The following is a 15,586-nucleotide window of genomic DNA, read 5'->3' on the forward strand; positions in this document are numbered from 1 at the left end:
GGTCGGGATGATGAGTCGACGCTGGCGGGGGTTCACTTCGCGACCTTAGAAGCGAAGAGCTCCGCGAGGTGCATCGTGGGCACGTCGGCGAGGTCGTCGAGCTGGACCCGGCAGGACATGCCGTCTGCGAGGATGACCGCGTCCTTCGACGCACCGCGCACGGCCGGCATCAGGTGCGTCTCGGCGACCGCGACGGAGACCTCGTAGTGGCCCTGCTCGACGCCGAAGTTGCCTGCCAGGCCGCAGCAGCCCGCCACCTTGGTGACGACCGCACCCGCCTTCTCGAGCAGCGCCTGGTCGACCTTCCAGCCCATCACGGCGCTCTGGTGGCAGTGCGGCTGGGCGACGACCTCGACGCCCTCCAGGTCCGGCAGCGGCAGGTCGAGACGCGTGACGAGCTCGGCGAAGGTGAGCAGCCCGTCGGCCACGACCAGCGCCTCCGGGGAGTCGCTCAGCTCGAGGGAGTCCGAGCGGAGCGTGGCCGTGCAGGACGGCTCCAGGCCCAGCACCGGCACACCGCTGGAGATGTACGGCGCGAGCGTGCGGACCGTACGGTCCATGATCGCCTTGGCCTTGTCGAGCTGGCCGGTGGTGATCCAGGTCAGACCGCAGCAGGCGTCGTCCTGGATGACCTTGACCCGCAGGCCCTGCGCCTCGAGGAACTCGATGGCGGCCAGCCCCGAGCGCGGGAAGAAGTGGTCGGTGAAGGAGTCGGCCCACACCCACACGTCCGGCTGGTCCGGGGCGCCGGTCGTGGCACGAGCGCCGTCGGCGCGACGCAGCGTCCGGGTCGCGAACCGCGGCACCGACCGGCGCTGGTCGAGCCCCGCCATCGCCTTCGCGATCCGCGCGAACGGCGGGATCCGCATGAGGAGGTTGATCACGAACGCCAGCGGCGCGGCGAGGCGCGCCCACTTCGGCAGCTGGCCGAGGAAGAAGTGCGAGCGGGGGCGCCGCTCCCCCAGCACGTCGTGCTTCTGGTGCAGCGACTCGGACTTGTACGTCGCCATGTCGATGCCGCTGGGGCAGTCCGAGGAGCAGCCCTTGCAGGCCAGGCAGAGGTCGAGCGCCTCGCTGACGGCGGGATCGGCGAGGCCCTGCACCAGCGCGCCGTCGAGCGCCTCCTGCAGCACCCGCGAGCGACCGCGGGTGCTGTCCTTCTCGTCCATGGTGGCCAGGTACGAGGGGCACATCACGCCGTTGGTCTTGGGCGCGACGCACTTGCCGACGCCGGTGCAGCGGTGCACGGCCGCACCCAGGTCGCCGTCGTCATGGATCAGCTTGAGACCTGTCCGCGGACGCGCGCGCGGGCGCACCGGACGCAGGTCGTCGGTGATCGAGGCGGGCCCCGCGTCGGGGGCCGTGATGATGCCGGGGTTCATCAGGTTCTCGGGGTCGCAGACCGCCTTGACCTGCTGGAAGAGCTCGATGGAGGTCGCGTCGTACATGTACGGGAGCAGCTCGCCGCGCACGCGGCCGTCGCCGTGCTCGCCCGAGAGCGTGCCGCCGTACTCCTTGAGCTTGATCGCGCAGGCGGTCATGAAGTCGCGGAACAGCTGCGCCGACTCGGGCTTGCCGGCCTCGAACGGGAAGTCGATGCGGCAGTGGATGCAGCCGTCGCCGAAGTGGCCGTACGGGATGCCCTGCAGGTTGTGCGCGGCCAGGATCTCGTCGAAGTCGCGCAGCCAGGCGCCGAGGTGCTCGGGCGGGACGGCGGCGTCCTCCCAGCCGGAGTAGGCCGGGGTCTCCAGCGAGCGGCCGGCCAGGCCGGCGCCGTCCTCGCGGATGCGCCACAGCGCGGCGGCCTCGCCGGCGTCGGTGACCAGACGGGTCGCGAGCGCCCCGCCCGCAGCCTCGAGCCGGGCGGTGACGTCGCGGGCGTCGGCGCCCGCGACCTCGGCGAAGAGCCAGCCGCCACCCTTCGGCAGCTCGGGCACGGCCGAGCCCTTGGCGCGGACCAGCTCGACGATGCGCGCGTCGAGGCCCTCGCAGGCGATCAGGCGGCCCGGCGCGGCGGCGAGCAGGGCCGGTACGGCCTCGGCGGCTTCCGCCATCGTCGGGTAGCCGAGCACCAGCATGAGGCGGCCGGGCTCGTCGGTGACGAGGCGGACGGTGGTCTCCAGGACGGTCGCGAGCGAGCCCTCCGTACCGACCAGGAAGCGCTCGAAGCGGCGGCGTTCGGGCAGCAGGTGCTCGAGCGAGTAGCCCGACACCTGGCGGCCGAAGCGGCCGAACTCGGTCCGGAGGTGGGCCAGGTTGGCGTCGGCGATCGCGGCCAGCCGCTTCGCCGTGGCCGACACGGTCTCGCCGCCCCAGACGCCGTCGGAGAACGAGGCCCGCTCGCCGTTGCCGAAGATGACGTCCATCGCCTCGACGTTGTCGACGGTGCGGCCGTAGCCGAGCGCGCGCGAGCCGCAGGCGTTGTTGCCGATCATGCCGCCGATGGTGCAGCGGGGGTGCGTCGACGGGTCGGGCCCGAAGCGCAGGCCGTACGGCGCGGCGGCGCGCTGCAGGTCGGCGTGGACCACACCCGGCTCGATGCGGGCCGTACGGGCCTCGGGGTCGATCTCCAGCACCCGGTTGAAGCCACGGGTGTCGACGACGATGCCCGGGCCGACCGCGTTGCCCGCGATCGAGGTGCCGGCGCCGCGCAGCGTGACCGGGACGCCGAGGGCGCGGGAGGCGTCGTGCACCGCGAGCAGGTCCTCGATGCTGCGGGCCTTGACGACGGCCTGCGGGATGACCCGGTAGAGCGACGCGTCGGAGGAGTAGAGCGCCCGGGCGAGGGTCGAGTCGTCGACCTCGCGCAGACCCCGCGTGCGGAGCTCCGAGGCGAGGTCGGCAGCGGCCAGGTCACCAGTCAGCGTCACCTGGTCATTCTCCCATCGACGCCCCGAAGATCCGAACCAGGTCGTCCTCGGTAGGACGCTTGGGAGCGATCGAGAGCAGCCGCTCCTGCTTGAGCGCACCGTCGACCAGGTCCCCGACGTCGCCGTGGGTGTAGCCGACCTCACTCAGCCCGGCCGGCATCCCGATGTCGTCCATCAGGCTCCGCAGCACGGTCGGCAGCACGTCGGGCCCGTCTCCGGTCACCGCCGGGTCGAGCAGCCGCGCCGCCCGGAGGTGCCGCTCCGGCGAGGCGTCGTAGGTGAACCGGAACGCCTCCGCGGCCGTCAGCGCCACCGACATCCCGTGCGGGATCACCGGGTGCCCGGCCGGATAGCCGGCGGGTGTGTAGTCGCGGACGCGGCCGGCGATCGGGTACGCGTCCGCGTGCGGGATGTGCACGCCGGCGTTGCCGAAGCCGAGCCCCGCGAAGGTGGCGGCCTGCGCCATCTCCTCGCGCGCCGGCACATCCGAGCCGTCCCGCACGGCCCGGCGGAACGAGCTCGCCAGCAGGCTCATCGCCTTCTCCGACCACATGTCCGCGATCGGGTTCGCCCCGCAGTACGGCACCCGCGCCTCGGGCGCCTTGCGCTCGAAGGCGGTGTACGGCTTGGCGGTGTAGGACTCCAGCGCGTGGCACAGGATGTCCATGCCCGCGCTCGCGGTGACCATCGCCGGCTGGGTCAGGGTCAGCGCCGGGTCGACGATCGCCAGGGTGGGGCGCAGCGCGGCGTGCGAGATGCCGGTCTTCACCTTGAGCGCCAGCACGTCCAGGACACAGACCGTCGTCGACTCGGCCCCGGTCCCGGTGGTCGTCGGCACGGCGATCAGCGGCAGCAGATCGTTGACCGGGGCGACGGCCCTGCCGACCGGAGCGTTGACGTAGTCCATCAGCTCACCGGGGTTTGTCAGCAGCAGGTTGACCGCCTTCGCGGTGTCGATCGACGACCCGCCGCCCAGCGCCACGATCGCCTCGAAGGGACCCTCGGCACGAGCGAAGTCGATCGCGAGCGCGAACGAGGCGTCGGTCGGCTCGACGGAGACCCGGTCGAAGACCACCACCTCGACCCCGGCCGCTCGAGCCTGATCCGCGACGCGCGCAGGATGCCCCGTCGCCGCCACGCCGGCGTCGGTCACCAGCAGCACGCGCCGCGCACCGCGCCGAGCCAGCTCGAACCCGATCTCGTCCGAAGCCCCGGTCCCGAACTTCAGCGCCGGGGCCGCATAGGTGAACACCGTCTCAGTCACCCCAGCAACCTAGCCGAGGCCCGCGGCCCACTGAGGCGGGCCGACGGACAGCGCGCGTCAGCGCGAAGCCAGAGCCGTCCGCACGACCCCGCGCACCTCGACCGCACCCGACTCGATCTCGGCAACGGGGATCCACTGCACCGCGTCGGTCGTCTGGTCCTGCGGATCCCTCCGCACCTCGATCCCCGCAGGCACCGTCGCCGCGAAGATCAGATGGATCCCGTGGAAGTCCTCGTACCGCCCGCTCGGCGCCATCCCGGCGAAGGCGGCGTCGTCGACGGCGAGCAGCGCGCCCGGCACGGCGACCACGCCGGTCTCCTCCTCGACCTCGCGAACCAGCGTGGCCAGCGGCGCCTCGCCGAAGGCGATCCCGCCGCCGGGCAGGTTCCACTGGCCGGGGTGCGGGCTGTGCACCGAGTTGCGACACAGCAGCACCTCCTCCCCCGCAGAGCCGGCGCGCACGATCAGCGCGTACGCCGAGATCCGCTGCACCTGCGCGGGCCGGTGGACCCGCAGCGCGTCACGGACCAGCGGCACGGTCGGGACGATGCCGTCCACCACGGCGGACAGGGGGTGCCAGGCCGCCTCGGCGGTGGTGCCGCCGACCTCGACCGTGTGCGGGACGGGCGAGTCGGCGGGGACCCAGCCGTCGTAGACGATCCGGAGCGCGTGCGCGTCCACGCGCTTGCCGCGCCAGTTGCGCTGACCGTGGTGGCTGAAGACGTGCGCGGTGTCGCCCACGGTCGCGGACAGGCCGGTCTCCTCACGGACCTCGCGGACGACGGCGGCGCGCGGGTCCTCGCCGTGCTCGATGCCGCCGCCGGGCAGCGTCCAGACCTCGTCGTCGGTGACGACCGCGGAGAGTCGGCTCAGCAGGATCTCCAGCCCGTGGTCGGGCGAGACCCGCTGGATGATCGCGTACGCCGCGACCCGCTGCCGGCGCGGGAGCCGGCGCGAGCCGCCGCGGCCTCCGCTCCGCGTCCCGCCGCGCCCCATCAGAGGCTCCCGAAGAGCGGGCGCTCGTCACGCTTGGCGACGCTGCGGCCCGCGCGACGCCACAGCCGCGCGGCCAGGTCGCGGTCCTCGTCGGTGACGAGGTTGCCCATCCAGCGCAACGCGAGCTGCATCATCCAGGTCGAGCGCATCCCGATCGGGCCGAGCGCGGCCACGATCTTGGGGTTGGTGGCGATCTCTGCGAGCCGGCGCGCCACGGCGAAGGACTCGCCGTAGTGGGCGCGCAGCAGCTCGGGCCACAGCGCCTCCAGTGAGACGTGGCGCGAGGCGGACAGGACGTCGGCGATCAGCCGGCCGGTCTCCAGGCCGTAGTCGATGCCCTCGCCGTTGAGCGGGTTCACACAGGCGGCGGCGTCGCCGATCAGCGCCCAGTTGGGCCCGGCGACGCCGGAGACGGCACCACCCATCGGCAGCAGCGCGGACGCCTCCGCCCGGAGCTCGCCGCTGAGGCCGAACTCCTCGCGGATCGACTCGGCGTAGACCCGCATCAGCGGCTTGATCGCGACATCGGCCGGGCGCTTCGCAGTGGCCAGCGTGCCGGCGCCGAGGTTGACCTCGCCGGTGCCGAGGGGGAAGACCCAGCCGTAGCCGGACAGCAGGTTCCTCTCCGCGTCGCGGAGCTCGAGGTGCGAGCTGATCCACGGGTCGTCGGTCCGGTCCGAGGTGACGTACGAGCGGCCGGCAACGCCGTACACGGTGTCGCGGTGCCATTCCCGGCCGAGGACCTTGCCCAGCGGCGAGCGGACGCCGTCGGCGACCACGACGCGCTGCACGTCGATCGAGCGCCCGCCGGAGAGGATCACGGTGGAGATCCGGCCGTCGGGCCCGCGCACGACGTCGCTGGCCCGCATGCCGTCGACCGCCGTCGCACCGGCCTTGATGGCCACGGTGCGCAGGTGGTCGTCGAGCTCGGTGCGTGCCACGGCCGACCCCCAGTCGGGCAGGCCCGTACCCGACGTCCCAGGGCCGGGCCAGCGCAGCTCGAGGGTCTGGCCGAAGCCGTGCGCGCGCAGGCCGTGGTTGACGGTGTGCGTGCGCACCCAGTCCTCCAGCCCCAGGCGCGACAGCTCGGCGATCGCGCGCGGCGTCAGGCCGTCGCCGCAGGTCTTGTCGCGCGGGAAGACGGCTGCGTCCACCAGGACGACGTCGACGCCGGCGCGGGCCAGCCAGGCGGCCGCCGAGGAGCCCGCCGGCCCCGCACCGACGACGAGGACATCGGTCGATGCGGGCAGCGCGGTCATGCGCAGAGGCTACCTGGGAGTCAGCGGACCTTCCGCAACGCCCGATGGCTCAGCTGGAACCCGCCGTCCCCACCGCCCAGCGGCTTCGCGCACGCCAGCGTCCGGTACGCGACGAACTGACTGGCTCGTGCGTTCGGCACATAGACCCGGAAGCCATCGGCCCGGGTCGGGTGACACTCCCGCTTGGGGAAGTTGAGCGCGTCGGCGATCTGGGCCAGGCTCGTCGCCCGCTCACCGGGCCGGAGCACGAAGCTGCGCACCGGCGTGCCCGCCGCCCGCGTCGCGGGCGAGCCGAGCTGGGTGCCGTCGCCGTGCCCGACGAGCGAGAGCCCGCCGAACCCACCGGTACGGCAGGCGTGGTCGCCCACGTTCGTGTAGCGCAGCGCGACGTACGCGCTGCCGGCTGCGGCCCCCTTCGGATGCAGCGTGACGTGCAGATCGGCGTTGGTGCAGGCCGGGGCGCCCGCGGCGGACGCCGTGCTCGGGAGCGCCAGCGCGCTGCCGGCGAGAAGCAGACCCGGTAGGGCCCTCGTGAAGCGGTTCATCGTCATACCTCCTGACAGAGAGACGCGTTCGCTCCTTCCATGGTTGCACCGCCCGGCGACGACCCCCGGAAATGCACCGAGCGGGCGCGGATCCCGGAGGATCCACGCCCGCTCAGCGGACTAGCTCAGACTCGCGTCAGTTCTGGTAGGAACCGAAGTCGAAGTCGTCCAGGGCCACGGCCTGACCCGACCCGGTGGCACCGAAGTCGTAGTCGTAGCTGTCGTAGCCGGTGACGGAGTAGGCCGCAGCGCGGGCCTCCTCGGTCGGCTCGACCCGGATGTTGCGGTAGCGCTCGAGGCCGGTACCGGCCGGGATGAGCTTACCGATGATGACGTTCTCCTTCAGGCCGCGGAGGCTGTCGGAGCGACCGTTGATCGCCGCGTCGGTGAGGACTCGGGTGGTCTCCTGGAAGGAGGCCGCCGAGAGCCACGACTCGGTGGCGAGCGAGGCCTTGGTGATGCCCATGAGCTCCGGACGACCCGAGGCCGGCTTGCCGCCCTCGGAGACGACGCGACGGTTCTCGGACTCGAACTTCACGCGGTCCACGAGGTCCGACGGGAGCAGGTTGGTCTCGCCCGACTCCAGCACCGTGATCCGGCGCAGCATCTGCCGCACGATGATCTCGATGTGCTTGGCGTGGATGGACACACCCTGGCTCTTGTAGACGCCCTGGACCTCGTCGACGAGGTGCTGCTGCGTCGCCCGGATGCCGAGGATGCGGAGCACCTCCTTCGGGTCCTGAGTACCGGCGGTCAGCATCTGGCCCACCTCGATGTGGTCGCCGTCGGCGACCAGCAGGCGGGAGCGACGCGAGACCACGTACTCGATGACCTCGGAGCCGTCGTCCGGGGTGAGCAGGACCTTGCGGGCCTTGTCCGTCTCCTCGATCTCCACGCGGCCGGCGGCCTCGGCGATCGGGGCGACACCCTTGGGCGTACGGGCCTCGAAGAGCTCGACGACACGCGGGAGACCCTGCGTGATGTCGGCTGCCGACGCCACACCACCGGTGTGGAAGGTACGCATGGTCAGCTGCGTACCGGGCTCACCGATGGACTGGGCCGCGATGATGCCGACGGCCTCACCGATGTCGACGAGCTTGCCGGTGGCCAGCGAACGGCCGTAGCACTTGGCACACGTACCGGTCTTGGCCTCACAGGTCAGGACCGAGCGGACCTTCAGCTCGACGACGCCGGCCGCGACCAGCTCGGCGATCTTGACGTCACCGATGTCGCTACCGGCCGGGGCGAGGACCTCGCCCGTGGTCGGGTGCACGACGTCCTCGGCCGCGGTGCGGGCGTAGGCGGTCGTCTCGACGTCCTCGTGGGTGATGTCGACCAGGTGACCACGCTCGGTGCCGCAGTCCTCCTCGCGGATGATGACGTCCTGCGAGACGTCCACCAGACGACGGGTCAGGTAGCCCGAGTCGGCGGTACGCAGCGCGGTGTCAGCAAGACCCTTACGAGCACCGTGGGTCGAGATGAAGTACTCGAGCACGGAGAGACCCTCGCGGAAGTTGGCCTTGATCGGCCGCGGGATGATCTCGCCCTTCGGGTTCGCCACGAGGCCTCGCATAGCGCCGACCTGGCGGATCTGGTTGAAGTTACCCGAGGCACCGGAGGTGACCTGCATGAAGATCGGGTTCTTCTTGTCGAACGCGTCCTCCATGGCCTGGCCGACGACCTTGGCGGCCTCGGTCCAGATCTCGACGAGCTCCTGACGGCGCTCCTCGTCGGTCACGAGACCACGCTCGAACTGCTTCTGGATCTTGGCGGCCTTGTCCTCGAACTCGGCCAGGATCTCGATCTTGTTCGCCGGGGTGGTGACGTCGTCGATCGAGACCGTGACGCCCGAGCGGGTCGCCCAGTGGAAGCCGGCGTCCTTGAGCGCGTCCAGCGAGGCAGCGACCTCGACCTTGGGGTAGCGCTCGGCCAGGTCGTTGACGATCGCACCGAGCTGCTTCTTACCGACCTCGTTGTTCACGAAGGGGTAGTCGGCCGGCAGGGTGTCGTTGAAGATCGTGCGACCCAGGGTGGTCTCGACGATCTCGCCGGTGTCGAGACGGATCTTGATCTTCGACTGCAGCGTGATCTCGCGGCGGTCGAACGCCATGATCGCCTCGGCCTGCGAGCCGAAGGCACGACCCTCGCCGGGCTGGTCCTCGCGGTCGGTCGTCAGGAAGAACAGACCGATGATCATGTCCTGCGACGGCATGGTGACCGGGCGGCCGTCCGACGGCTTGAGGATGTTGTTGGTCGAGAGCATCAGGATGCGAGCCTCGGCCTGGGCCTCCGCCGACAGCGGCAGGTGGACAGCCATCTGGTCGCCGTCGAAGTCGGCGTTGAAGGCGCCACAGACCAGCGGGTGCAGCTGGATGGCCTTGCCCTCGATCAGCTGGGGCTCGAACGCCTGGATGCCGAGACGGTGCAGCGTGGGCGCACGGTTCAGCAGGACCGGGTGCTCGGTGATGACCTCTTCGAGGACATCCCAGACGACCGGACGAGCGCGCTCGACCATCCGCTTGGCGGACTTGATGTTCTGCGCGTGCGACAGGTCGACGAGGCGCTTCATCACGAACGGCTTGAACAGCTCGAGCGCCATCTGCTTGGGCAGACCGCACTGGTGGAGCTTGAGCTGCGGGCCCGAGACGATGACCGAACGGCCCGAGTAGTCGACGCGCTTGCCGAGCAGGTTCTGACGGAAGCGACCCTGCTTGCCCTTGAGCATGTCGGAGAGCGACTTGAGCGGGCGGTTGCCGGGACCGGTGACCGGGCGACCACGACGGCCGTTGTCGAACAGCGAGTCCACGGCCTCCTGCAGCATCCGCTTCTCGTTGTTCACGATGATCTCGGGGGCACCGAGGTCGAGGAGACGCTTGAGGCGGTTGTTGCGGTTGATCACACGACGGTAGAGGTCGTTGAGGTCGGAGGTCGCGAAGCGGCCACCGTCGAGCTGCACCATCGGGCGCAGGTCCGGCGGGATGACCGGGACGGCGTCCAGCACCATGCCGACCGGCTTGTTGCCGGTCTTGCGGAACGCGTCGACGACCTTGAGGCGCTTGAGGGCGCGGACCTTGCGCTGACCCTTGCCGGTGGCAATGGTCTCGCGCAGGTTCTCGACCTCCTGGGCGATGTCGAAGTCCTGGAGGCGCTTCTGGATCGCCGTGGCGCCCATGTAGCCCTCGAAGTACTTGCCGAACCAGTTCTTCATCTCGCGGTAGAGGAGCTCATCACCCATGAGGTCCTGAACCTTGAGGTTCTTGAACGTGTCCCAGACCTCGTCGAGGCGGGCGATCTCGCGCTCGCTGCGGTCACGCAGCTGCTTCATCTCCCGCTCGGCGCCGTCACGGACCTTGCGCTTGGCGTCGGCCTTGGCACCGTCGGCCTCGAGGGCCGCGAGGTCCTCCTCCAGCTTCTTGGCGCGGTCGTTGATCGCCACGTCCATGCGGTTGGTCAGCATCTTGCGCTGCTGGTCGACCTTGGCCTCGAGCGAGGACAGGTCGCGGTGACGCGCGTCCTCGTCGACCGAGGTGATCATGTACGCCGCGAAGTAGATGACCTTCTCCAGGTCCTTCGGCGCGAGGTCGAGCAGGTAGCCCAGCCGCGACGGAACGCCCTTGAAGTACCAGATGTGGGTCACGGGGGCGGCGAGCTCGATGTGGCCCATCCGCTCGCGACGCACCTTGGAGCGGGTCACCTCGACGCCGCAGCGCTCGCAGATGATGCCCTTGAAGCGCACGCGCTTGTACTTGCCGCAATAGCACTCCCAGTCCCGGGTGGGACCGAAGATCTTCTCGCAGAAGAGGCCGTCACGCTCGGGCTTGAGCGTGCGGTAGTTGATCGTCTCCGGCTTCTTGACCTCACCGTGGCTCCACGTGCGGATTTCCTCCGCAGTGGCCAGGCCGATCCGAAGCTGGTCGAAGAAGTTAACGTCGAGCACTTTGGCTTCTAGTCCTTCGTTAGTTCTCGAAATTGAAGTCAGGTGGGACTGAGGGAGGTGGTGCGCCGGGCTGGGCCGGCGCACCACCGATCACTCAGACTTCTTCGACCGAGCTGGGCTCGCGCCGGGACAGGTCGATGCCGAGCTCCTCGGCGGCGCGGAAGACGTCCTCCTCCGCGTCACGCAACTCGATCTGCGTACCGTCCTGGCTGAGCACCTCGACGTTGAGGCACAGCGACTGCATCTCCTTGACGAGAACCTTGAACGACTCCGGGATGCCCGAGTCGGGGATGTTCTCGCCCTTGACGATCGCCTCGTAGACCTTCACGCGGCCCGGGACGTCGTCGGACTTGATGGTCAGGAGCTCCTGCAGGGCGTAGGCGGCGCCGTACGCCTCCATCGCCCAGACCTCCATCTCACCGAAGCGCTGGCCGCCGAACTGGGCCTTACCGCCGAGCGGCTGCTGGGTGATCATCGAGTACGGACCCGTGCTGCGGGCGTGGATCTTGTCGTCCACGAGGTGGTGCAGCTTGAGGATGTACTTGTAGCCCACGGCCACCGGCTCGGGGAACGGCTCGCCGGAGCGACCGTCGAAGAGCCGGGCCTTGCCGTTCTCACCGACGAGGCGGATGCCGTCACGGTTCGGCAGGGTGGCACCGAGCAGACCGGTGATCTCGTCCTCGCGGGCACCGTCGAAGACCGGCGAGGCGACCTTCGTGCCCGGAGCGGCCTTCTCGACGCCGATGGAGATCAGGCGCTTGGCCCAGTCGGTGTCCAGCTTGTCGCCGGTGAGGTTGAGGTCCCAGCCCTGGTTGGCGAGCCAACCGAGGTGGAGCTCGAGGATCTGACCGATGTTCATTCGACGCGGAACACCGAGCGGGTTGAGGATCACGTCGACCGGGGTGCCGTCCTCCATGAACGGCATGTCCTCGATCGGCAGGATCTTCGCGATGACGCCCTTGTTGCCGTGACGGCCGGCGAGCTTGTCACCCACGGAGATCTTGCGCTTCTGCGCGACGTAGACCCGCACGAGCTGGTTGACGCCCGGGGGAAGCTCGTCGCCGTCCTCGCGGTCGAAGACGCGGACACCGATGACGGTGCCCTCCTCGCCGTGCGGCACCTTCATGGAGGTGTCGCGGACCTCGCGGGCCTTCTCACCGAAGATGGCGCGCAGCAGGCGCTCCTCCGGGGTCAGCTCGGTCTCGCCCTTCGGGGTGACCTTGCCGACGAGGATGTCACCGGTGGTGACCTCGGCGCCGATGCGGATGATGCCGCGCTCGTCGAGGTCGGCCAGCATCTCCTCGGAGACGTTCGGGATGTCCCGGGTGATCTCCTCCGGACCCAGCTTCGTGTCGCGGGCGTCGACCTCGTGCTCCTCGATGTGGATCGAGGTGAGGTAGTCCTCCTGCACGAGGCGCTGCGACAGGATGATCGCGTCCTCGTAGTTGTGACCCTGCCACGGCATGAACGCGACGAGCAGGTTCTGGCCCAGAGCCATCTCGGCGTCGTCGGTGCACGGACCGTCGGCGATCGGCGAGCCGACCTCGAGACGGTCGCCCTCGCGGACCAGCGGGCGCTGGTTGATGCAGGTGCCCTGGTTGGAGCGCATGAACTTCTGCAGCTTGTACGTGGTGTACGTGCCGTCGTCGTTCATCGACTCGATGAGGTCGGCGGAGACCTCCTTGACCACACCGGCCTTCGTCGCGGTGACGACGTCACCGGCGTCGACGGCGGCGCGGTACTCGATACCCGTGCCGACGAGCGGCGCCTGGCTGCGCACCAGCGGAACCGCCTGGCGCTGCATGTTCGCGCCCATGAGGGCACGGTTGGCGTCGTCGTGCTCGAGGAACGGGATGAGGGCGGTCGCGACCGACACCATCTGGCGCGGCGAGACGTCCATGTAGTCGACGTCGGCGGCCGGGACCTCGCCGACCTCGCCCTCACGCTGGCGGACCAGGACGCGCTCGTCGACGAAGGCACCCGAGGCGTCGAGCCCCGCGTTGGCCTGCGCGATGACGTAGCGGTCCTCGTCGTCGGCGGTCAGGTAGTCGATCTTGTCCGTGACCTTGCCGTCGATGACCTTGCGGTACGGGGTCTCGACGAAGCCGAACGGGTTGATCCGACCGAAGGACGCGAGCGAGCCGATCAGGCCGATGTTCGGGCCTTCCGGGGTCTCGATCGGACACATACGACCGTAGTGCGACGGGTGGACGTCTCGGACCTCCATGCCGGCGCGGTCGCGGGACAGACCACCCGGGCCGAGCGCGGAGAGACGACGCTTGTGCGTCAGGCCCGCGATCGGGTTGGTCTGGTCCATGAACTGCGACAGCTGCGAGGTCCCGAAGAACTCCTTCAGCGCCGCGACGACCGGGCGGATGTTGATCAGCGACTGCGGCGTGATCGCCTCGACGTCCTGCGTGGTCATGCGCTCACGCACGACACGCTCCATGCGGGCGAGACCGGTACGCAGCTGGTTCTGGATCAGCTCGCCGACCGTGCGCATGCGACGGTTGCCGAAGTGGTCGATGTCGTCAGCGGCGACCTCGAGGGGGCCGGCCGGGGCCTCCACCTGGGTCTGGCCGTCGTGCAGCGCGACGATGTAGCGGATCGCGGCGACGATGTCGTCGACCGTCAGGGTCTGCTGGTCGAACGCCTCGGTCAGGCCGAGCTTCTTGTTCACCTTGTAGCGGCCGACCTTGGCGAGGTCGTAGCGCTTCGGGTTGAAGTAGTAGTTGTTCAGCAGCGTCTGGGCGGCCTCGCGCGTCGGCGGCTCGCCCGGGCGGAGCTTGCGGTAGATGTCCAGGAGCGCGGAGTCCTGGTCGGCGATGTTGTCCTTCTCGAGGGTCAGCATCATCGACTCGTACTGGCCGAACTCTTCGCGGATCTGCTCGTTGGTCCAGCCGAGGGCCTTGAGCAGCACCGTGACGTTCTGCTTGCGCTTGCGGTCGAGACGGACGCCGACCAGGTCGCGCTTGTCGATCTCGAACTCCAGCCATGCGCCACGGCTCGGGATGAGCTTGGCGGTGAAGATGTCCTTGTCGGACGTCTTGTCGGCGGCGCGCTCGAAGTAGACGCCCGGCGAGCGGACGAGCTGCGAGACGACGACACGCTCGGTGCCGTTGATGATGAAGGTGCCCTTGTCGGTCATGAGCGGGAAGTCGCCCATGAAGACCGTCTGGCCCTTGATCTCGCCGGTGTCGTTGTTCGTGAACTCCGCGGAGACGTAGAGCGGAGCGGAGTAGGTGAAGTCCTTCTCCTTGCACTCGTCGACGGTGTACTTCGGGTCGTAGAAGACCGGGTTGTCGAACGAGAGGGACATGGTCTCGGAGAAGTCCTCGATCGGGGAGATCTCCTCGAAGATCTCCTCCAGACCCGACTTCTGCGAGACGTCCTCACCGGCAGCTGCACGGGCGGCAAGCCGCTCCTTGTGGACGTCGTTGCCGACGAGCCAATCGAAGGAGTCGGTCTGCAGTGCGAGGAGCTGCGGGAGCTCGAGAGGCTCCGAGATCTTTGCGAACGAGATGCGGCGAGAGGTACCAGAGGCGGTGGTGCTGCGCGCGGCCAAGAGGTTTCCTTGCGAGTCGCTGGCTGATGTCGCTGCCCCCCTCTCCAACTACCACCGGGCAGGCAGAAGGGCATATGAGGGCATGCGCAAAGCGCAACGATAGCGCAAAAATACGGCCGCCACAATACTGGAGGCAGTCAGGCGGCTGCTTGCGGATGATCATGCGCCTCGTCGGCGCTCTGGTCAAGCAGCAGCGCCGACGCGCGCGTCGCTACTCGGGGATCTGGTTGGTCTTCAGATCGTCGACCAGCCAGCGCGACCCGACCTTCGCCATCGTCAGCGTGACCTGGTTCTGGAAGACCACCGGGGTCGGCGAGGCCTTGTTGGTCCGCGGCTGGTCGATCAGCAGGAGCACCTGGACCCGATCGGAGTCGGCGCGCACGACCGCGGCGCCGACCACCTTCGTGCTGACCACGGTCTGCGTCTCGACGGCAGCCTTCTTGACCAGGGTCTCGAAGGTGTTGTCGTACCCCTGCTTGCCACCGCGGTAGGAGTCCGTGAGGTAGCGATCGGCCGCAGCCTGGTCCTGGTCCAGGTGGCGGTAGTCGTAGGACAGCACCGGAACCACCGCGACCTTGGCTGCGGCGACAGCGTCGACCGCGTGCTCCTCGATCTCGGTCGCCTTCGAGCCGCTGGCGACCTGGACGGAGTCCTGGACGACCTTCGCGGGGGCGGGGCGCGCGCTGAGGATCGCCGCGATCGCCACGGCGGCCACCGCGACGACACCGACGGTGGCGAGCAGCCAGCCGGGCACGAGGTACGGCTCCGCGGCCCTGGCTCCGGCGTCGGCCTCGGCCGGCGGCGGAGTGGGGAGCGCAGCGACCGTGTCGAGACCCTGCTCGGGCTCGGACGTGGCGTCGGGCTCGGGCGTGGCGTCGGGCTCGGGCTCGGTCGGCTCGGGCGTGATCTCCGCGTCGTACGCGCTGCGCCGGGCCGGGTCGAGCAGCACCGCGGCGGCCTCGCTGAGCGTGGCGAAGCGGCGCTCGGTCGGGTCGAGGTCGGCGATCGCGGTGCGCCAGGCGCTGCGGATCGTCGCCTCGTCGGCGCTGGGTTCGACGCCGAGCAGGTCGTACCAGGTGGGGGTCGGCATGCTCATCGGCGTACTCGCTTCGCTCCGTGCGCGCACGAGGCACGTGGCGCGCTGCCCTGG

General features: G+C 69.7%; 8 protein-coding genes. All 8 read right to left on the bottom strand.

The features are described from left to right. Window positions 1–32: 32 nt before the first annotated feature. Window positions 33–2,870: an FAD-binding and (Fe-S)-binding domain-containing protein gene (locus KSO98_RS15630; protein WP_225286615.1), complete on the bottom strand. Its 2,838-nt coding sequence runs from the start codon at window positions 2,868–2,870 to the stop codon at window positions 33–35. 4 nt (window positions 2,871–2,874) lie between these two features. Then, on the bottom strand, window positions 2,875–4,134 hold the full coding sequence (locus tag KSO98_RS15635) for a hydroxyacid-oxoacid transhydrogenase (protein ID WP_225286616.1): 1,260 nt from the start codon (window positions 4,132–4,134) through the stop codon (window positions 2,875–2,877). A 57-nt stretch (window positions 4,135–4,191) separates the two neighbouring features. Then, the gene (locus KSO98_RS15640; protein WP_225286617.1) at window positions 4,192–5,130 is read right to left on the bottom strand and encodes an NUDIX hydrolase; all 939 of its coding nucleotides are present in this window, start codon (window positions 5,128–5,130) and stop codon (window positions 4,192–4,194) included. Next, the gene (locus KSO98_RS15645; protein ID WP_225286618.1) at window positions 5,130–6,389 is read right to left on the bottom strand and encodes a geranylgeranyl reductase family protein; all 1,260 of its coding nucleotides are present in this window, start codon (window positions 6,387–6,389) and stop codon (window positions 5,130–5,132) included. The genes KSO98_RS15640 and KSO98_RS15645 overlap by 1 nt, the downstream gene beginning before the upstream one ends. 20 nt (window positions 6,390–6,409) lie before the next feature. After that, on the bottom strand, window positions 6,410–6,934 hold the full coding sequence (locus KSO98_RS15650; protein ID WP_225286619.1) for a DUF4232 domain-containing protein: 525 nt from the start codon (window positions 6,932–6,934) through the stop codon (window positions 6,410–6,412). Between the two features lie 136 nt (window positions 6,935–7,070). Continuing rightward, window positions 7,071–10,871, bottom strand: a complete 3,801-nt coding sequence (locus KSO98_RS15655; RefSeq protein ID WP_225286620.1) for a DNA-directed RNA polymerase subunit beta' — start codon at window positions 10,869–10,871, stop codon at window positions 7,071–7,073. Between the two features lie 94 nt (window positions 10,872–10,965). After that, window positions 10,966–14,436 (bottom strand): DNA-directed RNA polymerase subunit beta, encoded by a 3,471-nt coding sequence (gene rpoB / locus KSO98_RS15660; RefSeq protein ID WP_225286621.1) that lies wholly within the window; start codon window positions 14,434–14,436, stop codon window positions 10,966–10,968. A 211-nt stretch (window positions 14,437–14,647) separates the two neighbouring features. Continuing rightward, window positions 14,648–15,532, bottom strand: a complete 885-nt coding sequence (locus KSO98_RS15665; RefSeq protein WP_225286622.1) for a J domain-containing protein — start codon at window positions 15,530–15,532, stop codon at window positions 14,648–14,650. Between the last annotated feature and the right edge of the window lie 54 nt (window positions 15,533–15,586).

The organism is Nocardioides nematodiphilus (assembly GCF_020216525.1).
Lineage (GTDB): Bacteria > Actinomycetota > Actinomycetes > Propionibacteriales > Nocardioidaceae > Nocardioides > Nocardioides nematodiphilus.